The organism is Mameliella sp. CS4, assembly GCF_019392335.1.
GTDB lineage: Bacteria > Pseudomonadota > Alphaproteobacteria > Rhodobacterales > Rhodobacteraceae > Antarctobacter.
This window is the reverse complement of sequence record NZ_JAHXRQ010000012.1, coordinates 1-24115: the sequence shown is the minus strand read 5'-3', so window position 1 is coordinate 24115 and position 24115 is coordinate 1. Positions and strand designations below refer to the sequence as shown.

General features: G+C 64.5%; 21 protein-coding genes. 9 read left to right on the top strand and 12 right to left on the bottom strand.

Annotation, left to right across the window (positions count from 1 at the left end; translation table 11 throughout):
• Window positions 1-87: 87 nt before the first annotated feature.
• The 3 genes from KZZ07_RS15085 (at window position 88) to KZZ07_RS15075 (ending at window position 3972) form a co-directional block, all read left to right on the top strand.
• The gene (locus KZZ07_RS15085) at window positions 88-957 is read left to right on the top strand and encodes a DMT family transporter (RefSeq protein WP_219515355.1); all 870 of its coding nucleotides are present in this window, start codon (window positions 88-90) and stop codon (window positions 955-957) included.
• Between the two features lie 213 nt (window positions 958-1170).
• Window positions 1171-2445: a phosphopyruvate hydratase gene (gene eno, locus KZZ07_RS15080; RefSeq protein ID WP_219515354.1), complete on the top strand. Its 1275-nt coding sequence runs from the start codon at window positions 1171-1173 to the stop codon at window positions 2443-2445.
• Between the two features lie 177 nt (window positions 2446-2622).
• Complete coding sequence (locus KZZ07_RS15075; RefSeq protein WP_219515352.1) at window positions 2623-3972, top strand: sensor histidine kinase; 1350 nt, start codon at window positions 2623-2625, stop codon at window positions 3970-3972.
• Here the strand turns inward: KZZ07_RS15075 and ccmE are convergent.
• Complete coding sequence (gene ccmE, locus KZZ07_RS15070; protein WP_219515349.1) at window positions 3951-4400, bottom strand: cytochrome c maturation protein CcmE; 450 nt, start codon at window positions 4398-4400, stop codon at window positions 3951-3953. The genes KZZ07_RS15075 and ccmE overlap by 22 nt on opposite strands.
• Before the next feature lie 239 nt (window positions 4401-4639).
• Window positions 4640-5668 (bottom strand): N-acetyl-gamma-glutamyl-phosphate reductase, encoded by a 1029-nt coding sequence (argC, locus tag KZZ07_RS15065; RefSeq protein ID WP_219515345.1) that lies wholly within the window; start codon window positions 5666-5668, stop codon window positions 4640-4642.
• Between the two features lie 239 nt (window positions 5669-5907).
• On the opposite strand from argC, the gene KZZ07_RS15060 reads away from it, so the two are divergent.
• Window positions 5908-6651: a DUF3592 domain-containing protein gene (locus tag KZZ07_RS15060; RefSeq protein WP_219515343.1), complete on the top strand. Its 744-nt coding sequence runs from the start codon at window positions 5908-5910 to the stop codon at window positions 6649-6651.
• A 33-nt stretch (window positions 6652-6684) separates the two neighbouring features.
• Here KZZ07_RS15060 and murI read toward each other — a convergent pair whose 3' ends face one another.
• The 3 genes from murI to KZZ07_RS15045 all read right to left on the bottom strand — a co-directional run bounded on the left by murI (window position 6685) and on the right by KZZ07_RS15045 (window position 11964).
• On the bottom strand, window positions 6685-7497 hold the full coding sequence (gene murI / locus KZZ07_RS15055; protein ID WP_219515340.1) for a glutamate racemase: 813 nt from the start codon (window positions 7495-7497) through the stop codon (window positions 6685-6687).
• Between the two features lie 36 nt (window positions 7498-7533).
• Entirely contained in the window at window positions 7534-8430 is an 897-nt protein-coding gene (locus KZZ07_RS15050; protein ID WP_219515583.1) for a lysophospholipid acyltransferase family protein, read from the bottom strand.
• Window positions 8431-8544: 114 nt separating this feature from the next.
• Window positions 8545-11964 (bottom strand): indolepyruvate ferredoxin oxidoreductase family protein, encoded by a 3420-nt coding sequence (locus tag KZZ07_RS15045; protein WP_219515337.1) that lies wholly within the window; start codon window positions 11962-11964, stop codon window positions 8545-8547.
• Between the two features lie 165 nt (window positions 11965-12129).
• On the opposite strand from KZZ07_RS15045, the gene KZZ07_RS15040 reads away from it, so the two are divergent.
• From KZZ07_RS15040 to KZZ07_RS15025, 4 genes are all read left to right on the top strand, one after another.
• On the top strand, window positions 12130-13035 hold the full coding sequence (locus KZZ07_RS15040) for a LysR family transcriptional regulator (protein ID WP_219515333.1): 906 nt from the start codon (window positions 12130-12132) through the stop codon (window positions 13033-13035).
• A 583-nt stretch (window positions 13036-13618) separates the two neighbouring features.
• The gene (purL, locus tag KZZ07_RS15035) at window positions 13619-15778 is read left to right on the top strand and encodes a phosphoribosylformylglycinamidine synthase subunit PurL (protein WP_219515331.1); all 2160 of its coding nucleotides are present in this window, start codon (window positions 13619-13621) and stop codon (window positions 15776-15778) included.
• Between the two features lie 97 nt (window positions 15779-15875).
• Entirely contained in the window at window positions 15876-16352 is a 477-nt protein-coding gene (locus KZZ07_RS15030) for a DUF6653 family protein (RefSeq protein WP_219515329.1), read from the top strand.
• Between the two features lie 39 nt (window positions 16353-16391).
• Window positions 16392-17078 carry a M48 family metalloprotease gene (locus KZZ07_RS15025; RefSeq protein ID WP_219515328.1) on the top strand — a complete coding sequence of 229 codons (687 nt, stop codon included), beginning with the start codon at window positions 16392-16394 and terminating at the stop codon, window positions 17076-17078.
• A gap of 6 nt (window positions 17079-17084) precedes the next feature.
• On the opposite strand, the gene KZZ07_RS15020 is transcribed toward KZZ07_RS15025, so the two are convergent.
• Both KZZ07_RS15020 and KZZ07_RS15015 read right to left on the bottom strand, forming a co-directional pair.
• A complete protein-coding gene (locus KZZ07_RS15020; RefSeq protein ID WP_219515327.1) occupies window positions 17085-18224 on the bottom strand; it encodes a YhaZ family DNA alkylation repair protein in 1140 nt (379 codons plus the stop codon).
• A 4-nt stretch (window positions 18225-18228) separates the two neighbouring features.
• Window positions 18229-19008 (bottom strand): SDR family oxidoreductase, encoded by a 780-nt coding sequence (locus KZZ07_RS15015; protein ID WP_219515326.1) that lies wholly within the window; start codon window positions 19006-19008, stop codon window positions 18229-18231.
• 129 nt (window positions 19009-19137) lie between these two features.
• Between KZZ07_RS15015 and KZZ07_RS15010 the strand changes: the two genes are divergently transcribed.
• Window positions 19138-20148, top strand: coding sequence for a Hint domain-containing protein (locus KZZ07_RS15010; protein ID WP_219515325.1), 1011 nt, complete (start codon window positions 19138-19140; stop codon window positions 20146-20148).
• Here KZZ07_RS15010 and KZZ07_RS15005 read toward each other — a convergent pair.
• From KZZ07_RS15005 to KZZ07_RS14985, 5 genes are all read right to left on the bottom strand, one after another.
• On the bottom strand, window positions 20145-20522 hold the full coding sequence (locus tag KZZ07_RS15005) for a nuclear transport factor 2 family protein (protein ID WP_219515322.1): 378 nt from the start codon (window positions 20520-20522) through the stop codon (window positions 20145-20147). The genes KZZ07_RS15010 and KZZ07_RS15005 overlap by 4 nt on opposite strands.
• A 74-nt stretch (window positions 20523-20596) precedes the next feature.
• Window positions 20597-21505, bottom strand: coding sequence for an agmatine deiminase family protein (locus KZZ07_RS15000; RefSeq protein WP_219515320.1), 909 nt, complete (start codon window positions 21503-21505; stop codon window positions 20597-20599).
• Between the two features lie 22 nt (window positions 21506-21527).
• The gene (locus tag KZZ07_RS14995) at window positions 21528-21815 is read right to left on the bottom strand and encodes a hypothetical protein (RefSeq protein ID WP_219515317.1); all 288 of its coding nucleotides are present in this window, start codon (window positions 21813-21815) and stop codon (window positions 21528-21530) included.
• Between the two features lie 112 nt (window positions 21816-21927).
• The gene (locus KZZ07_RS14990; RefSeq protein ID WP_219515316.1) at window positions 21928-22554 is read right to left on the bottom strand and encodes a Hint domain-containing protein; all 627 of its coding nucleotides are present in this window, start codon (window positions 22552-22554) and stop codon (window positions 21928-21930) included.
• Window positions 22555-22756: 202 nt separating this feature from the next.
• Window positions 22757-23986 carry a Hint domain-containing protein gene (locus KZZ07_RS14985; protein ID WP_219515314.1) on the bottom strand — a complete coding sequence of 410 codons (1230 nt, stop codon included), beginning with the start codon at window positions 23984-23986 and terminating at the stop codon, window positions 22757-22759.
• Window positions 23987-24115 lie beyond the last annotated feature (129 nt).

The following is a 24115-nucleotide window of genomic DNA, read 5'->3' as shown; positions in this document are numbered from 1 at the left end:
CGCCCGCGCACACGGGCGATACCTGCCTGGCACGACACTCTCCGAAAGCCTCGGCATGACCCGCACCCGCCCCAAGCAGGCGCCCGCATGATCCTGCGCGCCATTTCCCTGATGATCCTCTCGATGGCGCTGCTAGCCGGAGCGGATGCGTTTTTCAAGCTCGCCACGCTGGCCGCGCCCATCGGCCAGGTCATGACCCTAGTGGGCCTCGGCGGCACGCTGCTGTTCATCACGATGGCGCGCGCCCTGCGGGTCAGCGTCTGGAGCCGCGACGCCCTGCACCCGATGATCCTGCTGCGCAATTTCTTCGAGGTCTTCGGCGCCATCGGCATGGTGGTCGGTCTGCGTTATGTTCCGCTGCCGGTTTTTGCCGCGATCATCCAGACCGGACCATTGGTTGTGACACTGGGCGCTGCGATCTTCCTGAAGGAACATGTGGGCTGGCGCCGTTGGGTCGCCGTGGGGGTCGGAATCCTGGGCATGATGATGGTGATCCGTCCCTTTGGCGCCGGGTTTACGGGATGGGAACTTTTCGCCGTCATGGGCATCACCGCGCTGTCCGCGCGTGACCTCGTCACCCGCCTGTCGCCCGACCACATCCCGGCACTGGCGATCTCGACCTGGGGATTCGGCTCGACCCTGCTGCCGGGGCTGGCGCTCTGGGCGCTGTCGCCGGAACCTTCGAGCTTTACCGGCGCCGCGCTCTGGCCAACGCTGGGCGCGGTCGTGGTGACAACCTCGGGTTATCTGGCCATCACCTCGGCCATGCGCATGGCCCCGGCGTCAATCGTGGCCCCGTTTCGCTATTCCCGGCTGGTTTTCACCACCGGATTGGGCGTTCTGATCTTCGGCGACCGCCCGGATTTCTGGACACTGGCCGGCGCCGCCCTGATCCTGGTCGCCGGTCTCTATACCTTCCTGCGTGAGCGGCGGCTGGCACGGGCCGCCGCAGCCTGACACCCCTCGCCATTCCTCAAGCGACGGAACGTCATCAAGGGGTTACAAAGACTTGGTTTCTTTTCTCTTCGGCCTGCGCCACCCGGGGCCGTTAGCGCGCGACGTTAGCGCAACCCTCACACACAAAGGGGCGTTAGCGCTATCGCCCGCGTTTACTTTCCCCGCGCGCCTGTTATGACACCGGCGAACGGACAGCCTTGAGGGACCAGATCCATGAGCACCATTATCGACATCCACGCACGCGAGATTCTCGACAGCCGCGGCAACCCGACCGTCGAAGTCGACGTCACCCTCGAAGACGGGTCGATGGGCCGCGCCGCCGTGCCCTCGGGCGCCTCGACCGGCGTTCACGAAGCGGTGGAAAAGCGCGACGGCGACAAATCCCGCTACCTGGGCAAAGGCGTTCTGGATGCGGTGGCTTCGGTGAACGGAGAACTGGCCGAGGCGATCCTGGGCTTTGACGCGATAGAGCAGGTCGCCATCGACCTGGCCATGTGCGAACTCGACGGGACCGAGAACAAGGGCCGGCTTGGCGCCAACGCCATCCTGGGCGTCAGCCTGGCCACCGCCAAGGCGGCGGCGGAATTCACCGGCCAGCCGCTGTTCCGCTATGTCGGCGGCACTTCGGCCCGCACCCTGCCCGTGCCGATGATGAACATCATCAACGGCGGCGAACATGCCGACAACCCGATCGACATCCAGGAATTCATGATCATGCCGGTCGCGGCGAGCGACATCCGCGAGGCGGTGCGCATGGGGTCCGAGGTCTTCCACACCCTGAAAAAGGAATTGAGCGCGGCAGGCATGTCCACCGGCCTCGGCGACGAGGGCGGCTTTGCGCCGGAACTGAAAAGCACCCGCGACGCACTGGATTTCATCCTCAAGTCGATCGAGAAGGCCGGTTTCAAGCCCGGCGAGGACATGTACCTGGCCCTCGACGCCGCCTCGACCGAGTATTTCAAGGACGGCAGATACGAGATGAAGGGCGAAGGCCTCTCGCTGACCCCGGATGAAAACGTGGCCTACCTGCAGGCCCTGGTAAACGACTACCCGATCGTCTCGATCGAGGACGGCTGCGCCGAGGACGACTGGGACGGCTGGCGCCTGCTGACCGAGGTCCTGGGCCAGAAGGTGCAATTGGTGGGCGACGACCTGTTCGTGACCAACCCCGCGCGCCTGGCGATGGGCATCGAGCAAGGCTGCGCCAACTCGATGCTGGTCAAGGTCAACCAGATCGGCACGCTCACGGAAACCCTGCAGGCGGTTGACATGGCGCACCGCGCCCGCATGACCAACGTGATGTCGCACCGCTCGGGCGAAACCGAGGACGCGACCATCGCCGATCTGGCGGTTGCCACCAACTGCGGCCAGATCAAGACCGGCTCGCTGGCGCGTTCGGACCGGCTCGCGAAATACAACCAGCTGATCCGGATCGAGGAGATGCTGGAAGACACTGCAATCTATGCGGGACGTAGCATCCTGCGCTGACAACCTTTTGGTTTCAAAATCTTAACAGGGCCCTAAGGCACGCCTCCGGGCCCTGTTCATTCGGGTAGCATTCCGAATAACCCAAGTGACGTGGCCCAAGAGATTGCGTACCCTGAGCCATGTTTTACCGTGACCACAGCCGCAGGTTCGCGCGACCCCGGCGGAGAGACGCAGGACATGGCCCGGCTCCCTTCCCGTGACAGCTATCAATCACGGCTGGACGAGATGCGTCGCGCCGAATACGGATCGCTGCTCGAAGTGGTGATCCGCTATGTCGTCATCGCCGTGGTGGTTGCCGTATTGCTGCTTGTCATCGACAGGCAGATCGCCCTGATCTGGAGCGCGGCCTACCTCGTCTTCGAAGGCGGCATGGCCTTTTTGTTGCTCCGCCTGCGGCGGGGTCCGGCATGGATACGCTACTGGAGCGCGCTGGCCAGCTACGTTCTGGCCGGCCTCTGTTTCCTGGCGCTGCCACTCTACCTCGTGGCCGAACACATGCAGCCGGGCACGACCTTTGCAGGCGCGGCGGGGCTTGTGGGCTACGCTCTCTACACCCTGCAACGCCCACAGCGCGAATCCGGGCTGTTGGTCGCCGACTGCGTCCTTGTCTCCATCATGATGCTGTCGCTCGTAATTCTGCTGCAGCCGCTCCTCGATGACTGGACCAGCCGGCTGCTGGTCGCCTTCGTCGCCCTGGCGGTGCTGGGATACTACATAGGGTCGATGATCGTGGGCTGGCGCTTGCAGGCAGACCTGCGCACCGCCCAGAAACGCTATGCCAGCGCCCAGATGGCCCGCGCCCTTGGACAGTTCGTCGGCGGTGTCGCGCATGAATTCAACAATCAGTTGACCGTCATCCTCGGCAATCTTGAGCTGTTCGAAACCCTGCCGGACGCCGAGGAAAGACAGGCAGCCATCGAGGAAAGTCGCGCCGCCGCCGGGCGTGCCGCGGTCAAGGTCCGCCAGCTCATGGCCGCCAGCGGTCGCACCCGCCTGTCACCCACGCCGATCCCGATGGAGGGGTTTCTCGTCGACCTGACCGAGGTCCTGAGCGACATGCTCGGCCCCGACATGCGGGTCGAGACACCGCCCCCGGACGACGCCATCGTGGCGCTGGCCGACCGCGACATGCTGGAAACCTGCGCCATTCAGCTGTGCCTGAACGCGCAGGAAGCAACGGGCGGACAAGGCACGATCCGGATCACCGCGGAGCGTCGCGGCTCTGCCGAAGGGCTGGTGCCGGCACCAGAGGCGCCGCCGCCCTATGTCGCGCTGATCGTCGAGGATGATGGACCGGGCGTGCCGGACGAGGCCCTGCCGCGCCTGGCCGAACCCTTCTACACCACCAAACCCCCGCACGAAGGCCGCGGCCTCGGCCTGTCCTCCGTCGCCGGCTTCGCACGCCAGTCCGGCGGTGGCATGATGCTGGATCGCCCGCTGCGCGGCGGGCTACGCGTGGTGCTCTACCTCGTCGAAACGCCCAGCAACCCGGGCAAACCCGGCGCTCAGCTTTCGGGTTCCTGGTAGACGCCCTGCTCTTTCAGCGCATCGACCACTTCCTTGGGCATGTAGGTCTCGTCGTGCTTGGCCAGGATCTCCGAGGCCTCGAACACGCCGTCGACGTACCGCCCTGTGCCGACCATGCCCTGGTTTTCCTCGAAAAGGTCCGGCAGCACGCCGGTATAAACCACCGGCACCGTCGCACCACCATCGGTCACGCTGAACCGGATCTGCTCTCCCGCCCCGCGCACCAACGAGCCGTCCTCGACCAGTCCGCCGATCCGGAACACCTCGTGCGGCGCCGGAGGCTCTTCCATCACCTGGCTGGGCGAACGGAAAAAATTGATCCCGTCGCGCATGGCATAGCCGATCAACCCGGTCGAGACGATCAGCGCCACCGCAGCCAGCGCAACGATCTGGATCCGCCTTTGTTTCTTGAGGGATTTCAGGGCCATGTGGATCCTCTTTCACCGCGTCGCGAAGCTATGCCGCAAATATAGAGAAACCGCAGGCCCTTGGGGAGGGCCTTGCACAATTTGCCGCGCCTTTTCGGCTTCTTTGGGCTGAAAATACCTCCGGGAGGAGTTTGAGGAGGGCAGCGCCCTCCTCAAGGCCTGCGTGGCCTGAACGCAAATTCCCCTGTGCGCGCGCCCCGCGCGCGCCATTGGATCGCCTCAGGTGGATCGCCTCAGGATCAGGGGAAACAGGGCGCCAGCATCAGCCCCGCGGTTTCCGCCTCCCCCAGCATCAGGTTGGCGTTCTGCAGTGCCTGCCCGGAACTACCCTTGGTAAGGTTGTCCAGCGCGGCCACGACGATGGCCCGCCCCGCGCGCCGGTCGGCCGCAACCCCGACATGGCAAAAGTTCGAGCCGCGCACATGATGGGTCGAGGGGGTTTCGCCAAAGGGCAGCACCTCGACAAAGGCTTCATCCGCATAGGCCGCAACCAGCGCCGAGTGGATCGCCTGGGCATCGCCCTTGAGATAGGCGGTTGCCAGGATACCCCGGTTGAACGGCCCCAGATGCGGGGTGAACTGAATCTCCACAGGACGGCCCGCCAGGGCGCTGAATTCCTGGTCGAACTCGCCCAGATGCCGGTGCGTGCCGCCGACAGCATAGGCATTGGTCCCTTCGGACAATTCCGCGTGCAGCAGGTTTTCCTTCAGCGACCGGCCCGCGCCGCTGACCCCGCATTGCAGGTCCAGGATGATCTCGTCGAGGTCGATCAACCCGCCGGAAATCAGCGGCCGCAGGATGTACTGCCCCGTCGCCGCGTTGCATCCCGTGCCCGCCACCAACCGTGCGTCCCTGATCTGTTCGCGGTAGAACTCGGTCAGGCCATAGACCGCCTCTGCCTGCGTCTCCACGGCCACATGCGAGTTACCGTACCATTTCTCGTAATCCGCCGGGTCACGCAGCCGGAAGTCCGCCGAGAGATCGACGATCTTCACCGATTTCGGCAATTGCGAGATCACTTCCTGGCTTGTCTTGTGCGGCAGGGCGCAGAAACACAGGTCGATGCCCGTAAAGTCGATCTGCTCCCAGGTCACGAGGTCCGGCAGGTCCAGGTGGCGCAGGTGCGGAAAGACCTGGGCCAAGCTCTGCCCGGCCTTGGAATTGGCGGCCAACGCCTTGATCTCGAACGAGGGGTGGGTGGCGATCAGCCGGATCAGCTCTGCCCCGGTATAGCCGGAAGCGCCGATGATGGCGATGGAATGGGTCATGTCAGGTCACTTGCAGGAAGGGGCGCACGGGTCGCACCGCGCGAAATGCGGGAAGAAAAGGAGAAGGGCGCCGCCGATGGGGACGGCGGGCGGGTCATCGTCGCAGGCGCAGGGCGTGAAAGGCGATCATGACAGGGCTCCTTTGCCAGATGCCTATAGCCGCCCGCTTCGTTGCAATCAATGAATAAAACCCGGCCTCTACGGTTGATCCCCGGCACAGGCACCGCCAATATGCCGGCATGGCACAGGTGGCAGGCGACGGACCCGTACCGCTCTGGCGGTTATTCTGGCAGATGGGCGGATGGCTCACGCTCGTCTTTGTGCTCATCCTCAGCATCCTGACCTTCATCAGCCATCTCACGCTGACCCTTGCGCATCGCTTTGACGCCGAGGGGCGCGAGACCGCGGCGGACCTTCTGGACAAATACGAGCGCGTCACCACCGACAGCGACGGCGACCGCGAGGTCACCTATTATTTCCAGCTCCGCTTCGAGACCAACAGGGGCGAGACGATCAATCTCACCCGCTCTGTCGGCTCCAGCCTCTATCGCAACAACGTCATCGGCGACCGCGTCCCGATCTGGTACCTGGAGAGCGACCCCGACACGACCGAGATGCGCCGTGGCGAAAACCGGACCGCCTCGATCATCACGCGTTGGATGGCGCTGGTCTTTGGCATCGCGGCCCTGCTGGCGATGTGGTTCCCCGGACAAAAGGCCGTGGCCGCCGTGCGCGCACGGCGCTACGGCGCGCGCGAAACCGCGCGGGTGACAGGCACGAAACGCACCAACTACCGCGTCAACAATCGCTATCGCTATCGACTCACCTGGGAAGAACAAAGCGGACGCCGCGGCGAAAGCCTAGCCTACAAGGAACACCACCTGACCCCCTTTCAGCCGGGTCAGGAAATTACCGTCTACCAAGGGATCAAGCGCGCCTGGTGGTCCGGCGACGTGGGCGAACGGCCCGGCACGACGGACTAGCCCCGGACCAATCCGCGCGCCCCGCCCCTTCGCTCAGGCGGCGTCGAAGGTGATTTTGCGGCGCAGGAACTGTGTCGCGTTCTGCGAGACTTTCAGCGGATTGCCCGTGGTCAGGAAACCGCTTTCCATACCGGGGCCCATCATGTCCGGATGCCGCTGCAGGTAATCCGAGAGCGATTCCGCCACGAGGTTGGCCTGCGAATAGACCGACACCTCTGGCCCCAGCGCCTCCTGAAAAACCTCCTGCATCAGCGGGTAATGCGTGCAGCCGAGGATCACCGCCTCCGGGTCGGGCATCTTGCGTTTCAGCGCATCGACATGGCTGTGCACCAGCGCCTCGGCCAGGATCATGTCGCCCTCTTCGATGGCATCGACCAGGCCGCCGCAGGCCTGCGCCTCGACATCGACACCGATGGCGCGAAAGGCCAGCTCGCGCTGAAAGGCACGGCTGCGCACGGTGGCGGGTGTGGCAAAGAGCGCGACATGTTTGACGGCCACTTCGCGCGGCGGGCTGTTGTCGCCCCACTGCCGTTCGGTCAGTGCCTCGATCAGGGGCACAAAGACGCCCAGCACACGCTTGTCGCGCGGGATCCAGCTTTCCTGCATCCGGCGCAGCGCCGCCGCGCTTGCGGTGTTGCAGGCCAGGATGACCAGGTCGCAGCCCGCCTCCCACAGCCGTTCCGTCGCCGCGCAGGTCAGGTTATAGACATCGTCGGCGTCGCGTACCCCGTAAGGCGCGTGCTTGTTGTCCCCGAAATAGACAAAGGGCACATCCGGCAGGCGTTCCGACACCGCATCCAGCACCGTCAGCCCGCCCAGGCCGCTGTCAAAGATCCCTACCGCCATGCTCTTGCGCTCCCGCCTGCCCTGCGGCGCGTCTTGTCAGTGGCGCGCCTTCGGCTTTTCCTTGTGTTTCTCTTGGAACTCGAACCCGTAGTCGTAAGACCCCAGGGGAGTCGGAGAAAGCTCATAAGTCGCTTTGCGCAGGAAATCCATCATCGCCCGCGCATCCTTGGCGCGTGCGTCGATTTCCGCCCGCGGGATCGCATCGCCGATGACGACGCGCACCGGCGTGTCCACGCGTTTGCGGAATTCCTTGATCAAAAGACCCATGCGCAGGGTGGTATGCAAATGGCTGGCCAGCTGGAACAGGCGCGAGGTATGGCCGTCGAAATAGATCGGCACCACGGTGGCGTTGGACTTGCCGATCATACGGGCCGTGAACGTCCGCCAACCCGGATCCATCGGACGGCCAAAGGGCTTGCCCGCCGTGGCCACTGTGCCACCAGGAAAGATGCCGATACAGCCGCCGCCCGCGAGATAGTCCAGCGCCTCTTTCCGGGTCGCAAGGTTCTGCTGCACCGCTTCCTTGGTCTCTTCGAAACTGACGGGCAGGACGATCCGGTCCAGCTCGTCGGCCTTGCGAAAGATCTTGTGCGCGAGAATGCGGAAATCGCCACGCACGACCGACAGGATATGGCCCATCATCAGACCGTCGAGAATCCCGTAGGGATGGTTGGCGATGACGATCAGCGGCCCGTCCTTGGGCAGATTGTCGAGATTGCCGCCAATCACCTCAAGCCCCAGGCCATAGCGTTCCACCATGACCTGCCAGAAATCGCGGCCCTGCGCGACCTCGTGTTCATAGCCTTCGGCGCGCCGGATCAATCCGATCCGGCCGGTGGCGTTTTCCATCAGCCGGATCATGGCGCGCCCGCCCCGCGTGCTAGCCGAATAGCTGTACGAGATGTCACGGGCGATCTGACGCCGGTTCGGCATCGGCAACGGGTCCTTCTTGGTATCGTGCGCCATTTTACTGCCGTTCGACCGTTGTGACCAGAATATGTGACATTCCGATAGAGCTCTCGTGACCCGCTGCGGGCGCCTTTTCCCTTACTCGGCGGCCTCCTTCAAGGGGGTTCCGCCCTGCCGCAGAACGGACAGCAGTTCCTCGCGCCGCTTGGCGGCCTTGCCCTCGTTCCCGGCCTTGACCGGACCGAAACCGCGGATCTGCAGCGGCAATTCGGCCAGCGCGACAAGCGCATCCATCGTTTCGGGGCGCGCCTTGGGCAGCCATTCAGCCATGTCGGCCTCATACTGCTTGATCAGCGCGCGCTCCATGCGGCGCTCCTCGCTGCGGCCAAAGATGTCCAGCGGCGTGCCGCGCAGACCCTTGAGCCGGGCCAGCAGGCGGAACCAGCGCAACATGCCCTCGCCAAAGGTCTTTTTCACCGGGCGGCCATCGGCGCCGGTCTTGGTCATGATCGGCGGCGCCAGATGAAAGGTCATCTTGAAATCGCCATCGAAGGTGCCCGTCGCCTTGTCGCGGGTTTCCAGCAGCAGGCGCGCGACCTCGTATTCGTCCTTGTAGGCCAACAGCTTGTGATACCCCTTGGCCACCGCCTCTTTCAGGCGCTTGTCCTCGATCGGATCGACCAGCTTGCGATAGCGTTTCGCCAGCCCCTTGCCTTGGTATTTCACCAGATGATCGGCGCGGAAGGCGATCTTTTCGTCCAGCCCTTTGGGCTTTGCCACGACCTTGGGGGTCAGCAGATCGCGTGCCTCTTGAGGGTTCAACACCGCCCAGCGGCCGATCTCGAAAGCGCGCAGGTTCTTTTCCACCGCTGCGCCGTTCAGCTCGACCGCCTCGGCGATGGCCTCATGGCCCAGCGGGATCAGCCCCTGCTGCCAGGCGGCGCCGAGGATCATCATGTTGGAAAAGATCGAGTCGCCCAGCGTCGCCCGCGCCAATTCCGATGCGTCGAAAAAGGCCACTTTCTCCTGCAACCGCGCCTCCAGCGCCAGGCGCAACTGGTCCGTGGGCAGGGTGAATTCCGTGTCGCGGGTGAAATCGCCGGTGATGATCTCGTGGCTGTTGACCACGGCGCCGGTCTGGCCGGTGCGGGTCAGGCCCAGCGTCTTGGACCCGGCGGAGACCACAAGGTCGCCGCCGATCAGCGCATGGGCCTCGCCGGTGGCCACGCGCACGGCGTTGATGTCGTCAGGCTTATCGGCCAGCCGCAGGTGGATGTGCACCGCCCCGCCCTTTTGCGCGAGGCCGGCCATTTCCATCATGGCCGCGCCCTTTCCGTCGATCTGGGCGGCTTGCGCCAGCACCGCGCCGATGGTCACCACGCCGGTGCCGCCGACGCCGGTGATGACGACGTTATGCGTGCCGTTGATCGCGGGCAGCTGCGGCGCGGGCATGTCCGGCAGGTGCAATTCGGTGGTGGCGGATTTCTTCACCTGCGCGCCTTGGAGGGTCACGAAAGAGGGGCAGAAGCCCTTGAGGCAGGAAAAGTCCTTGTTACAGGCGCTCTGGTCGATCTCGCGCTTGCGGCCCAGTTCGGTTTCCTTGGGCGTGATGGCGACACAGTTGGACTGCACCCCACAATCGCCGCAGCCTTCGCAGACATCGGTGTTGATGAACACGCGCTGATCGGGATCGGGGAAATTGCCGCGCTTGCGGCGGCGGCGCTTCTCGGCGGCGCAGGTCTGGACGTAGATGATGGCAGAAACACCTTCGACCTCGGCCATGCGTTTCTGCACCGTCTCCAGCTCGGCGCGTTCGAACAACTGCACGCCGTCCGGGAAAGCGGCGGTATTCACGTCTTCCTTTTCGTCATAGACCACGGCCAGGTCCGCGACACCCATCGCCTTGACCTCGGCGGCGATGCGTTCCGGGGTCAGCCCGCCCTCGTTCTTCTGTCCGCCGGTCATGGCGACCGCGTCGTTGAAGAGGATCTTGTAGGTGATGTTGGTTCCGGCGGCGAGCGCCGCGCGGATCGCCTGCACCCCGGAATGGTTATAGGTCCCGTCGCCGAGATTCTGAAAGACATGGCCGCGCTTGGAAAACGGCGCCTCGCCAATCCAGTTCGCGCCCTCAGCCCCCATGTGGGTAAAGCCCAGCGTCTCGCGGTCCATCCACTGAACCATGTAGTGACAGCCGATCCCGGCATAAGCGCGGCTGCCCTCGGGCACCTTGGTCGAGGTGTTGTGCGGACAACCAGCGCAGAAATAGGGCAGACGTGCCGCGATCTCTGGCAGGTTGTCGGCGCGCGCCGCCTCTTCGATGCTGGTCAGCCCGGCCTTGATGCGGTCGGTGCCGCGGCCTTCCTCGACAAAGATCTCACCCAGCTTGCGTGCGATCCAGATCGGGTCCAGCGCACCGCGGGTCGGGAACAGTTCCTCGCTGTGCATTCCGCCCGACCCGCCCTTGTACCAGCCATAGACACGGCGGCCCTGGCGGTTGTCGAACAGCGCCTCCTTGATCTGCACCTCGATCAGCTTGCGCTTTTCCTCGATGACCACGATCAGGTCGAGCCCCTCAGCCCAGTCATAGAACCCCTGCATGTCCAGCGGGAAAACCTGCCCGACCTTGTAGTTGGTGATCCCCAGCCGCTCGGCCTCGGCCTCGTCGATACCCAGCAGCGCCATGGCGTGCTGCAGATCGAGCCAGTTCTTGCCCGCCGCCACAAGGCCGATCTTGGCCCCCGGCTTGCCCCAGACGCGCTTGTCCATGCCATTGGCGCGCGAAAACGCCTCGGCCGCAAAGCGTTTGTAGTCGATCATCCGCGCCTCTTGCGCGTGCGGCGTGTCCTGAAGGCGGATGTTCAGACCGCCCTCGGGCATGTCGAAGTCAGGCGTGACCAGTTGCACACGGTCGGGGCGGCCATCGACCACGGCTGTTGCCTCGATCGTGTCCTTCATCGTCTTGAGACCGACCCAGAGGCCGGAAAAGCGCGACAGCGCATAGCCATAAAGGCCGTAATCCAGGATCTCCTGCACCCCGGCGGGCGACACGACGGGCATGTAGGCATCCACCAGCGCCCATTCCGACTGGTGCAGCACGGTCGAGGATTCGCCGGTATGGTCGTCCCCCATCGCCATCAGCACGCCGCCATGTTTCGACGTTCCCGCCATGTTGGCATGGCGCATCGCGTCGCCAGAGCGATCGACGCCCGGCCCCTTGCCGTACCAGAGTCCGAAAACGCCGTCGAACTTGCCTTCGCCGCGCAGTTCGGCCTGCTGGCTGCCCCAGAGCGCGGTCGCGGCCAGATCCTCGTTCAGCCCTTCCTCGAATTTCACGTCAGCGGCGCGCAGGTGCTTTTCGGCCCGGCGCATCTGCATGTCGACCGCGCCCAGCGGCGACCCCCGGTACCCCGTGACATAGCCCGCGGTGTTCAGTCCGGCGGCCCGGTCGCGGGCCTTCTGGGTCAGCATCAGCCGGACAAGGGCCTGGGTGCCGTTCAGCAGGACCTGGTCCTTGTCCAGGTCGAACCGGTCGTTCAGCGTAATCTGGTGCTTGCTCATCGCGCGCCTCCTAACGCAGAAGATATGTGCATTCAGGCTCAAATATAGGTCATACACGCTGACCCGAACAGGGAAAATATTGCAAAAATGACGTGTTAGTCGTGTAAGCCCCTTAACAAACGCATTCTGTCGTATAATGAGACAGACAAACAAGACTGTGGCGGCATGGATTGGGATAAGCTCAGAATATTTCACGCGGTTGCTGATGCAGGCAGCCTTACGCACGCGGGCGATACGCTTCACCTGTCACAATCGGCGGTGTCGCGGCAGATCCGTGCGCTCGAGGAATCGCTGAACACCACCCTGTTCCACCGTCACGCGCGCGGGCTGATCCTGACCGAACAGGGCGAATTGCTGTTCGACGCCACCTCGTCGATGATCAAGCGGATCGACGCCGCCACCGCCCGCATCCGCGACAGCGAGGAAGAAGTCTTTGGCAAGCTGCGGGTCACGACCACGCATGGCTTTGGCGCCCTCTGGCTGGCACCGCGCCTTTTCAAGCTCTACGAGAAGTACCCCGAGCTGAACATCGACCTGATGCTGGAGGAACGTGTTCTGGACCTGCCCATGCGTGAGGCCGACGTGGCCATCCGCATGAAGGAACCCAGCCAGGCGGACCTGATCCGCAAACGGCTGATGAGCATCCGGATGCGCCTTTACGCCTCGCCGCAGTACCTGGAGGCGCATGGCGAACCCAAGGCGCTGGAGGACATGCAGGTCCACCGGCTGATCTGCCAGAATCCGAATTCCGCGCAGGTCGCCTCGGGCAAGGCACTGGTTCAGGAGCTGCTGACCTACGAATTGCCGGCCACGCTGACCGTGAACAACTATTTCGGCGTGTTGCAGGCCGTGATCTCGAACCTCGGAATCGGCGTTTTGCCCGATTACATCATCGAGGATTTCCCGAACGTCAGGCGCGTCCTGCCAGAGGTCGAGTCGGTTGAGGTGCCGGTTTTCCTCGCCTACCCGGAAGAGTTGAGACAATCCAAGCGTGTAGCCGCTTTCCGCGACTTCGTGCAGGAAGAAATCATGGCCCATCGCCGCCAAGTTCGCGCGATGGGAGACGATTGAACTCGCCCCAAACGTGCATTAATCACTGTGGTATGCGCATCACGCATAGCGGGAATGCTGCGACTGCGACGTAAAATGGGTTGATCGAGTCAGTCGTGATGACATATTCGGCAAATGAACGATGAAACGCTCATTCGCGGTTCATCTTCATACCTCCCTGTTGGACTTCGGCCGAGCTTTGAGCTCGGCCTTTTTTTTGGCCCGACGGTCTGCGCATGATTTGCCTCTAGATCATGTGGCGCCTGGCAGGACATTTGCTTGATCTGGGCCACAGACCAACAGTTGACCAAGCGTCAACCAGTGGCAACCCGTGAGATCTGCCCGCATTTTCATCACCCACTCTGACAAATGGCCGAAAATTCACATCTCGGCATAGTCCACCATTGCACGCCTAGGGTGAACAAAAGACAATTCGCTCCGCTAGGGGTTCGCCATGAGGATGTAATTCCACAGACCAAACCGCCCGCGCCTTTCGCACCTGCAGCATAACCGGTCTCCGCGCACATGCGCCGCAATCCGCCCCCTTTCCCTGCGTCTAGCCATCGCGTAAAGACCGCTCGACAGTGCAGACGGGGGACAAACGATGCAGGAACCGGCCATCACCGAAGAGCTGATCGAGGCGCACGGGATCAAGCCCGACGAATACGCCGAGATCCTGCGCATCCTGAATCGCGACCCCAGCTTTACCGAGCTGGGCATCTTCTCGGCGATGTGGAACGAACATTGCTCTTACAAGTCGTCCAAGATCCACCTCAAGAAGCTGCCGACCAGCGGCCCGCAGGTGATCTGCGGCCCGGGTGAGAACGCGGGCGTCGTGGACATCGGCGATGGTCAGGCCGTGGTCTTCAAGATGGAAAGCCACAACCACCCCTCGTATATCGAACCCTACCAAGGCGCGGCGACCGGTGTGGGCGGCATCCTGCGCGATGTCTTTACCATGGGCGCGCGGCCCATTGCGGCGATGAATTCCCTCAGCTTTGGCGAAAGGGACCACCCCAAGACACGCCAGCTGGTGCATGGTGTGGTCGAGGGGATCGGCGGCTACGGCAACGCCTTCGGCGTGCCCACCGTGGGCGGCGAAGTGCGGTTCCACCCAGCGTACAACGGCAACTGCCTGGTGAATGCCTTTGCGGCGGGCCTCGCCGATGCGGACAAGATTTTCTACTCGGCGGCCTCGGGCGTCGGGCGTCCAGTGGTCTACCTGGGCGCCAAGACGGGCCGCGACGGTGTCGGCGGGGCCACAATGGCCAGCGCCGAATTCGACGAGTCGATCGAAGAAAAGCGCCCTACCGTCCAGGTCGGCGACCCCTTCACCGAGAAACGCCTGATGGAAGCGACGCTGGAGCTGATGCAGACCGGCGCCGTGATCTCGATCCAGGACATGGGCGCGGCGGGCCTGACCTGCTCGGCGGTCGAAATGGGCGACAAGGGTCAGCTGGGCATCCGGCTGGACCTTGAAAACGTGCCGCAGCGCGAAACCAACATGACCGCCTACGAGATGATGCTGTCCGAAAGCCAGGAGCGGATGCTCATGGTGCTGGACCCGTCGAAAGAGGCCGAGGCCAAGGCTGTCTTCGACAAGTGGGACCTGGACTTTGCCATCGTCGGCGAGACCATCCCCGAAGACCGCTTCCTGATCATGCATAACGGCGAGTGCAAGGCGGACATGCCGCTGTCGCGCCTGTCGTCCTCCGCCCCGGAATACGACCGCCCCTGGGAGCCGACCGAACCGGCCACTCCCCTGGAGGACGTGCCGCAGGTTGATCCCGTGGACGCGCTGAAACTGCTTCTGCACAGCCCCAACTATTGTTCGCGCGCCTGGATTTACGAGCAATACGACAGCCAGGTCATGGCCGACACCATGCGCATGCCGGGCTTTGGCGCAGGCGTGATCCGCGTGCACGGCACCGACAAGAAACTGGCCTTCACCAGCGACGTGACCCCCCGCTATGTCCGCGCCAACCCGGTCGAAGGCGGCAAGCAGGCGGTGGCAGAGGCCTATCGCAATCTCTGCGCCGTCGGCGCCAAACCCTTGGCCACCACCGATAACCTGAATTTCGGCAACCCCGAAAAGCCAGAGATCATGGGCCAGTTCGTCGGCGCGCTGGACGGGATCGGGCAGGCCTGCCTAGCGCTTGATATGCCGATCGTCTCGGGCAACGTCTCGCTCTACAATGAAACCGACGGTCAGGGCATCCTGCCGACGCCCACCATCGGGGCCGTAGGCCTGATCGCCGCGGATGAGGACCCGATCCTCGACTATGCGCGCGACGGTCATGTCGCCCTGCTGGTCGGTGAGACCGAGGGCCACCTGGGCCAATCCGCCCTGCTCTACGAAGTCTTCAACCGCGAGGACGGCGATGCGCCTGCGGTCGACCTGGCCGCCGAAAAGGCGGCGGGCGAATTCATCCGCGCCAACCGGGACTGGATCCGCTGCTGCACCGACCTGTCGGACGGCGGGCTGGCACTGGCGGGTTTCGAGATGGCCGCGGCCTCGGGCGTGGGTCTGCACCTGGACACGGACGACACCGCCCTGTTGTTCGGCGAGGACCAGGGCCGCTACCTGATCTCCTGCAACTTCGACTCGGCCGAGGCGCTGATGATCGCCGCGGGCCAGGCCGGGGTCTCCATCACGGCCGTGGGCCGCTTTACCGGCGACACGCTGCGTTTTGGCAAGTCCGAGGCGCCGCTGGCAGAGCTCTCCGCGCTCCACCGCGAGAGCTTTGGCAAGACCTTCGGTTAAGCTGAAACCGATCGGGAAAACCCGCGAGCGCGCCAGACTTGCGGGTTTTTCCTGGATTTCGGACACTCAACGCTCAACCAGCCGAATGGAGCGTTTCATGGGCGCCTTCGACCGATCCGAACGCCTGCTCGCCATGACGGACGACACCTGGGCCCGCCATGCCAACCCGTGGAGCGGCTGGTCCCGCCTCTCGGTGCTCCCGCTGCTGTCCCTCGCCGCCTTCTCCCGCCTCTGGCTCGGCTGGTACTGGCTGCTCCTGCTGGCCCTCGTCCTGCTCTGGACCTTTCTCAATCCCCGCCTCTTCCCCGAGCCGGCAAAAAGAGACAACTGGATGAGCCGGGGCGTCCTCGGTGAGAAGACCTGGATCGAGAACCGCACCGATCCACGCCTTGCCCATCACGCCCCGGTCGTGAAGACCCTAACCGGGCTCACCGCAGCCGGGACGCTGGTCCTGCTTGTCGGCCTTGTCGCGCTGAATCTGTCCCTCACCCTCACTGGCCTCGCCGTCACCATGCTCGGCAAGCTCTGGCTGCTCGACCGAATGACATGGGTGCAGCGCGACATGGCGCCCTGACACCTTTCCCAATTGGCGCAAAGCCCCCATATTCCCCTCATGCTGAAACTCACCCCGATCCTGCTCGCCCTGGCCTATGGTCTGATCTACTACCGTTTCTCCGCCTGGCGCACGGCAAAAGAGCTGGATTCCCAGTCGACGGAACTGGCCGACCCCCGGCTGAAGCGGCTGACCGACCGCATGGCCGCGGCGCTGGACCTGCCGCGCATCCGCGTGAACATCTACGAGATCGACCCGATCAACGGGCTGGCGGCGCCGGACGGGCGGATCTTCATCACGCGCGGGTTCTATCGCAAGTACCAGCAGGGCGAGGTCAGCGCCGAGGAACTGGCCAGCGTGATCGCCCACGAATTGGGACATGTCGCGCTGGGGCACACGCGGCGGCGCATGATCGACTTTTCCGGCCAGAACGCCTTGCGAACGGCTCTGGCGATGGTCCTGGGGCGCATTCTGCCCGGCATCGGCGTCCTCATCGCCAACGGGCTGGCCTCTCTTCTGGCTGCACGGCTGTCGCGCTCTGACGAATACGAGGCCGACGCCTATGCCGCCGCCCTGCTGACAAAGGCCGGGATCGGCGTGACACCGCAGAAATCGCTCTTTGGCAAGCTCGAGGAGCTGACCAAGTCGCGTGCGGGCGCCGTGCCCGCCTGGCTGATGTCGCACCCGAAGACGTCCGAACGGATCAAGGCGCTGGAAGTGCTCGAGGCGCGCTGGGATCAGGCCTGAGCCCACTCAGGCAGTCAGGTCGAACTCTGCCTCTGCCACGTCCTGTCCATTGACCTGCACGATGATCCGATGCGCGCCGGGGTGCAGGGTGTAAGTTGTAGCATTGCCCTTGAGCGCGTGGCGCTTGGACAGGCGCAACGGTTTGCCCGGGGCCAGCTTGCCGGTCTTCAGCTTGAAAACCTTTTCCGCCGTGCCTTTTGGCCGGTTGAAGCGCAGGCGATAGTCCACCAGCACCGGCAGCGCCTCGTCCGCCTCAAGCAACACGTCAAAGGCCAGCGTGTCGCCAATCTGTACCCGGTCTGCCAGCCCCTCGATCCGCGCGCGCACATGGCCCGGGCGATAGCCCAGCAGCTCCAGCGCCGGGCCTTCGCCCCGCTTGACCGCCGTGCGCAGGGCATGACGGGTGATCCAGTCCATTTCCTTCGGGTCCTGCGCATTGCGCGCTTGCCAGTCGCGCAGATGCGCAACGACTCTATCCGGCATGACCTTCGACAGGTCGTTCATGTGGTTCGCCACCGACCGCGTGACATAGCGCGTCGGATCCGCATGCAGTCGGTCGAGGAACCGCAGCGGCACCGCCGGGTCCAGCGTGATATTCGCGGCCCAGGGCAGACGCGGTCGCGTACCCTCGCTGACCAGTCGCCGGACGTGGTAGTTGTCATCCCCCGTCCAATCCTCCAGCCGGGCCAGCGTCTGGTCCGGCCAGCGGTTGATAAAGGGCCGGATATAGAACTCCATCGAGAACCGCTTGGTGGCCTCGTAAAGCAGGTCCAGCGCGCGATCCCGGTGATCCTCCAGCCCGTGCCGCACGGCCAGAATGCCCGGCACCGCATGGATGAAGCGGCCAAAGTCGTCATCACTCAGCGCCGGGTCCAGAGGCGGCGGCAGGGCCGCCTCCAGCGCCTCGGCCATCGCGGGGAATGGTGCCGGCAACTGGCGCTCGACACAGGTGGCAATCCAATCGAGCCGCTCCAGCAGCCCACGCCCCTCGAGCCCGCCGACCGCCTCCCGGTGGAAACGATCGGCGTCAAAGCCGGGCAAGACGGCATAGTCCTGCGCAAGATCCCCCAAGCTGTCCGCGTTGAACAACTGGTCAGCAAGGGAAAACCCCGCGCCGCCGCCCTGCCCGTCCGGTCCGCGTGCCATGCGCCTACATGGTCATGTTGCTGGCACCGCCATCCAAAAGGATGTTCTGGCCGACGATAAAGCCCGAATGCTGCGAGCAGAGGAACGCGCACATCGCGCCGAATTCCCCGGGCGTGCCATAGCGACCGACCGGGATCGTCGCCTCACGCTGGGCCTTGGCCTCTTCATAGCTGATCCCGCCGGACTTCGCCGCCCCCTGGTCCAGCGAAACCGCCCGATCCGTGGCATGAAGCCCCGGCAGCAGGTTGTTGACCACCACGCCGTTGGGGGCAACTTGCCGCGCGGTGCCCGCGACATAGCCCGTCAGCCCGGTGCGGGCCGAGTTCGACAGTCCCAGAACCGCCACCGGCGCCTTGACCGAGACAGAGGTAATGTTGACCACACGGCCCCATCCCTTGTCGATCATCTTGGGCATCAGGGCGGTCATCAGCGCGATGGGCGTCAGCATGTTGGCGTCCAGCGCCTTGATGAAATCCTCGCGCCCCCAGTCGGACCACATGCCCGGCGGCGGGCCGCCCGCGTTGGTCACAAGGATGTCGACGTCCCCCGCCTCTTCGAGAACCTGCGCGCGGCCGTCTTCCGACACGATGTCCGCCGCGACCGTCTTGATCGAAACCTGGTAACGGTCACGCAGGTCCTGCGCCGCCTCTTCCAGCGCGTCGGCACCGCGCGCGTTCATCACCAGGTCGACGCCCGCCTCTGCCAAAGCCTCGGCACAACCGCGCCCCAGCCCCTTGGACGATGCGCATACCAAGGCCCTCTTTCCGCGAATTCCCAGATCCATGTTCCGCTCCCTGTTTTGTTTCCGCCCTGCCGACAAAACGTCGAATATGGGGCCATTTGAAGACACATTGTGCTGGCATACAATGGCCCACCCTGTCTATCCAGTGACCAAACCCTTTGCGAAAGAGCCATGCCCCAGACCGATCCCGCCCGCGCCACGCAAAGCCTGCAGGTCTACCGCGCCGATGCGCTGCGGGTGGTGAACGGCGCCAACCTGGGCGATTCCATCGGCTTTGCCGAGGAGCTGGTGCATGACGATGTCTACCGTCTCTCGCCTTTGGCGGCGCTGAAACCGCTGACCGTCGTGACCGGGGCGACGCCGCCCTTTCGCATCTCTGACGCCAGCGCCCTGGGATCCGCCGGGGCCGACCTGCACCTGGATTGTTGCGTAACCTTCATGTCCGGCGATGGCCAGACGACAGAGGCGCTGGTGCTGGTCGAAACCGATAATGAGGGCAACGCGGCAGAGATCTATCTGCTGCCGCTGGCCCCGATGAACCCACGGGCGGATTACGTGCTGGTCGGCGTGGACTGTGACGGCGCCCTGCAGCGTTATGCCCAGGTCGCCTGCGTTTCCTTCACCGCCGGCACGATGATCACATTGGCCAACGGCGCGCAGCGCGCGGTCGAGGATCTGCAGGTCGGCGACCGCATCCTGACGCGCGACGACGGCCCGCAGCCGATCCGCTGGATCGGCCAACAGACGGTGCGCGCCGTGGGCGCCTTTGCCCCGATCTGCATTCGCGAAGGTGTGCTGAACAACACGCGTGACCTGCTGGTGTCTCCCGACCATCGGCTGTTCATCTACCAGCGGCGTGACCACCTGGGCGCCGGCCGGTCGGAACTGCTGGTCCGCGCCCGCCATCTGGTGAACGGCGATACCGTGGCCCGTCGCAAGGGCGGGTTCGTGGACTATTACCAGATGCTCTTCGATACACATCAGATCATCTATGCCGAAGGGATCGCCGCGGAATCCATGCTGGTCGACACCCGCACCCGCGCCGCCCTGCCCAAGGATCTCGAAGTCGCCGACCTGCTGCCCGGACACCGCCGCAGCGATCCCCGGGCACTGGAGGTCGAGGAACGACTGCTGGCCCGCCCCGATGCGGCCGAGGTGCTGCGCAAGTCGTCCGGCGGCTAGTCCCCGCTGTTGTAATAGAATTCCTCGCGCACGATCCGGCCGCCGGCGACGGTATAGATCGCGACTTCCTTCATCGCGTCCACCTGACCCGTGGCCCGGTTCTTTGCCTTGATGTCGAAGATCACCGCAAAACTGCCTGCGCCGTGGACATAGGGCCCGTCGACGTCGCCCTCGACAACCTCGAAATTCTCGGACCACCAGGCGTGTTTGCCCTTGATCCCGTCCAGCCCATGCGTTTCGGCACTGTCGCTGCCGGGCATCGTCATAGCCTCGACCGAAACGGCGTCGGCGGCATAGAGTTTGTCGAGGTTTTCCAGTTCGCGCCCCTCGCGGCACCCCGCGACCAGCTCTTGCGCAATCGTCTTGAGATCCATGTCACACCCCCAAATGTTCACTATACGTTCACAATGTCATGGCCTTGTAACAGGAGCAAGACAAATCCCCCCCCTTACGGCCCGGCGGCAAAGATCGAGGCGGTCAGGCAGTGCAGCGCCCCGCCCAGGCCCTCTGTCATGGCGGGGATCGGCACCGGGTCGAACCCGGCCTCGCGCAACAGTTGCGTGCGCGTCGCAGTCAGCGGGTCGGCATGATCAAAGTGCGGCAACAGCAGGCAGCGGCCCAGCTGGATCCAGTTGAGCGGGCTGTTGAACGCCTCCGTGGCGGCGCAGGGCAGCGCAAGGATGGCCACCTCCGGGCAGGTCTCCGCGACGCGGGCGCGTATTTCAGCACTGACCTCGCGCGCCTCGGGGGTATCGTCGCGCGCGCAGATCGCGCACAGCCCCGGCCCCAGGAACCGCAACATGCAATCCGCATGGGCGCTGATATCGTCCGGAAAAGGCGGCAGGAACTGCCAGTGATCGAGGCCAAGCTGGCGTCCGGTCTCGACCAGCGCTTCAGGCTCGTCCAACCCGTTTTCGCGCAGGATATCCGTGGTGGAGAATCCCGAGCCGCCCGGCCCGCCGACCAGGTTTCCGCCCGCCACGATGTGCCGGGTCACCTCCTCCGCTCCGGGCAGGATGGTCTCGAACAGGGAGAGATCGTGTTTGCGATCCCCTTCGGGCCGCGCAGGCCGCACAAGCTGAATGCTGTCCCCCTCTCTAACGGCAATCGGTGCGTGATCGCGCAGCCAGGGGCTGTCGAAGGCGCCCGACACGATACCGAAGTGATCGGGGTGATCCACCGTGGCAATGAAGTCGCGGGCACTTGCCGGGTCGGGCGTGATCAGGATCACGCCACAGTGGCGCGCCGCAGTGCGGGCGACGGCCTCCAGTGCCTCGCGCACGTCGAAACGCCAGTAAGGCACGCAGAGCGCGTCAGGCAGCGCATAATCCGGCACAAGGCACCGGGCGCGCCCCATCACATGCCGCCCGCACGCGGAATCAGTCGCCGATCCTGGTCCGGTTCACCCGGATGCCGCTGGGTGTGCGTAGCTGCCCGCCATCGATGCGGGCGCCGGTGGTCAGGCGCTTGCCGATAGTGGTGCGACCCGGAACGCGGATCTTGCTGCTGCGGTCGATGCGGATTTGCGTTCGGCCCTGCGTCCGTCCGGGAATGCGGTCTGACAGCTTGCCGTCCTGGGCGGCCACGGGCAGCGCACTAAGCGGGACCGAGACAAAGGCACAGAGCGCCCGATTGAGGCGCGACTTGATGCGGGACGAGTCCGACATGAAAGATACTCCTTCTCAAATGGTCCCGTCAGCATAGCCGCCAACCGCCTTTCTGCCAATGACAGCGCCATAAGCCCCCGAAACCGGCAAGACCTTACCGGAATCGTGCGGGTCAGGACGCCCGGCCCAGGCCGATCCGACGGCGCAGATGCCAGGGGATCTGCCGCGCGGCACTGATCCGGGGCAGCGGGTTTTCCGGGATGAGCCACCCGGCCCCATGTCGCGCCAGGTAATCGGCGTAGTTGTCGAATGCCGCGCGCCCCGCATAGTCGACGAAGGTTTCGCAGGCGGCCCCCTCGGCCAGGATCACCTCGTGGCGTGCGGTCTCGACATGGTAGACGGTCTGCCGGTCCGGCGTTCGCGACAGGGGCACAAGGTCAATGCCCGCTCCGCCCACCAATGCCCCGGCGTTGATCACCAGACCGTCAAGCACCATGCCGTGGTCGCCCGTCACCAGCAGGTCGCGGCGGGGCAAACCACCGCCCAGCGCCCCCGCGGCGATGCGGACAAGCTGCGCCCGGGCCCCGCGAAACCGCTTGACCAAGGTCTGACGGCCCAGCCACAGCATCGGCACGGCCCGGCCATCGGCGGTCAGGATGTCGTCCCCCTCGCGCAGCTCCTCGACCGCGCGCGGCCCCGAGGGCGTATCGATCCCTGTTCCGGCGGCAAAGCAGTAGGTGTAGGTCCGGGCCTGCGGGGCGCCCAGAAGCGCGCCCGGAACTGGGTATGCAGAGATCAAACCACTGGAAACATGACATTATTGCCTGGGACGGCAACCCATCCGCCAGACCACCCGTCAACCGCGCAATTCTGACAGTCGTGCCACCCCGATGTCAGGGCGCCCCGGCCAGCGCCAGCCGCCGGACGATTGCGATCATCTCTTGCCCGGCCCCCGGCAAGACCACAGCGACCGGGAAAGTCCTGCTCTGAGCAGGCGTCAGTCAAATGCTCGGACAGCTCCGCGCCAGGGATGCGGCGCGGTGCGGACTTGGCCCGCCGTTCAGCCTGGACCGGATGTGCGCCGGAACTTGCCGGGCACTGGACACCCGGGGCCCTGCCTGTTCAGGAATGCTGCGGTCTTCCGGATATAGCGCCCGGTACTCGGCGTAGTTGTCAAAAGTCCGCCGCGTGGCATAGTCGACAAAGGTTTCCGCCGGCGCGCCATTGGCGAGGACGACGTCATGCGCCTCAGTCTCGACGTGGTAGACGGTGAAGCGCTCCGGCGTCTCGGACAGCGGCACCCAGTCGATGCTGCCGCCGTTCACCAGCGCCGAGGCATTCACAACATATCCGTCAAGCACCATGCCATGATCGCCGGTCACGAAAAGCTCTGAATGGTTGCCCAGCGCCCCAGACGCGATGCGGACCAGTTGAGCCTTTTCCCCGGCAAAGCGTTTCACGACGGTCTGTCGCCCGATCCACCGAACCTCGACCGCTGGCCCGTCTGCCGTCAGCACCATGTCGCCGGCGCACAAGGTCTCGACCGCCACCTCGCCCTGCGGCGTGGCGATCAGGGTGCCCAGCGCGAAACAGCTGATGTTGGCGTCCTGCGTCGCGTAGGTGGTGCCGTTCACATTGGGGTTCGTGTGGTCGACCGGGTCGATGTTCCCGGTCCAGTTGGCGGGATCGTCCAGCCCCGTAAGGTCGGTGCCGGTGAACATGTAGTTGTCCGCCCCCGCCGGGGTGCCGATGATGTTCGACAGAACCGGTGAGGGATCGGGCGTTCCGGCCAGATAAGAGTCGATCGCGGTCCGGCTGACACCGTACGCCGCGATGTCCGAGAAGTTCTCGTCCCAGGCGTCCCGCGAGTTGATCGCCGCAATCACCTGGTTGCCGGACACGGCCATGATGGTTTCCGCGTTGTTGTTGGTCCAGGTGGCGGCACTGCCCAGGGTCAGCCCCGAGACCGAACCGCCCGACGGATCCTGCAGGATCGTGAAGGTGCTGGCGGGCGTCGAAAACTCGGCGATGGTAACCCGGTCCAGCGGACTGAGGCCGCCAGCACCAACCGTATAGGTGAAACCCGCGGGCGTGGTGTCGGCATCCCAGAACTGGATCTGTTCACCCGGAGCCACGGCCTGGGTCACCACGAATGAAAAGGATTCCGCATATGGTGCGTTGGCATCGGTGATGACGGCGGTGAAATAGAGTGAGCCGGGATTGAGCGTCATAGAATGGCCTTTGCGTCTGCAATTTCGAGGGAACAATCCCGCCAACGCAAATGGGAGTGTCCTGAAGTCTGTGTATCTGTCCCGGTCCATGCGGTTTCAGATACTCAAGCGTCGAAGCGCTCGCCGAAC

Coding starts and splice junctions, on each gene's coding strand:
- KZZ07_RS15040 (WP_219515333.1), top strand. CDS start 12,130: ATGGATTGGGATAAGCTCAGAATATTTCACGCGGTTGCTGATGCAGGC.
- KZZ07_RS15010 (WP_219515325.1), top strand. CDS start 19,138: ATGCCCCAGACCGATCCCGCCCGCGCCACGCAAAGCCTGCAGGTCTAC.
- KZZ07_RS15045 (WP_219515337.1), bottom strand. CDS start 11,964: ATGAGCAAGCACCAGATTACGCTGAACGACCGGTTCGACCTGGACAAG.
- KZZ07_RS14995 (WP_219515317.1), bottom strand. CDS start 21,815: ATGTCGGACTCGTCCCGCATCAAGTCGCGCCTCAATCGGGCGCTCTGT.
- argC (WP_219515345.1), bottom strand. CDS start 5,668: ATGACCCATTCCATCGCCATCATCGGCGCTTCCGGCTATACCGGGGCA.
- KZZ07_RS15030 (WP_219515329.1), top strand. CDS start 15,876: ATGGGCGCCTTCGACCGATCCGAACGCCTGCTCGCCATGACGGACGAC.
- murI (WP_219515340.1), bottom strand. CDS start 7,497: ATGGCGGTAGGGATCTTTGACAGCGGCCTGGGCGGGCTGACGGTGCTG.
- KZZ07_RS15015 (WP_219515326.1), bottom strand. CDS start 19,008: ATGGATCTGGGAATTCGCGGAAAGAGGGCCTTGGTATGCGCATCGTCC.
- KZZ07_RS15000 (WP_219515320.1), bottom strand. CDS start 21,505: ATGGGGCGCGCCCGGTGCCTTGTGCCGGATTATGCGCTGCCTGACGCG.
- ccmE (WP_219515349.1), bottom strand. CDS start 4,400: ATGGCCCTGAAATCCCTCAAGAAACAAAGGCGGATCCAGATCGTTGCG.
- KZZ07_RS14985 (WP_219515314.1), bottom strand. CDS start 23,986: ATGACGCTCAATCCCGGCTCACTCTATTTCACCGCCGTCATCACCGAT.
- KZZ07_RS15085 (WP_219515355.1), top strand. CDS start 88: ATGATCCTGCGCGCCATTTCCCTGATGATCCTCTCGATGGCGCTGCTA.
- KZZ07_RS15005 (WP_219515322.1), bottom strand. CDS start 20,522: ATGGATCTCAAGACGATTGCGCAAGAGCTGGTCGCGGGGTGCCGCGAG.
- KZZ07_RS15060 (WP_219515343.1), top strand. CDS start 5,908: ATGGCACAGGTGGCAGGCGACGGACCCGTACCGCTCTGGCGGTTATTC.
- KZZ07_RS15075 (WP_219515352.1), top strand. CDS start 2,623: ATGGCCCGGCTCCCTTCCCGTGACAGCTATCAATCACGGCTGGACGAG.
- KZZ07_RS15050 (WP_219515583.1), bottom strand. CDS start 8,430: ATGCCGAACCGGCGTCAGATCGCCCGTGACATCTCGTACAGCTATTCG.
- eno (WP_219515354.1), top strand. CDS start 1,171: ATGAGCACCATTATCGACATCCACGCACGCGAGATTCTCGACAGCCGC.
- purL (WP_219515331.1), top strand. CDS start 13,619: ATGCAGGAACCGGCCATCACCGAAGAGCTGATCGAGGCGCACGGGATC.
- KZZ07_RS15020 (WP_219515327.1), bottom strand. CDS start 18,224: ATGGCACGCGGACCGGACGGGCAGGGCGGCGGCGCGGGGTTTTCCCTT.
- KZZ07_RS15025 (WP_219515328.1), top strand. CDS start 16,392: ATGCTGAAACTCACCCCGATCCTGCTCGCCCTGGCCTATGGTCTGATC.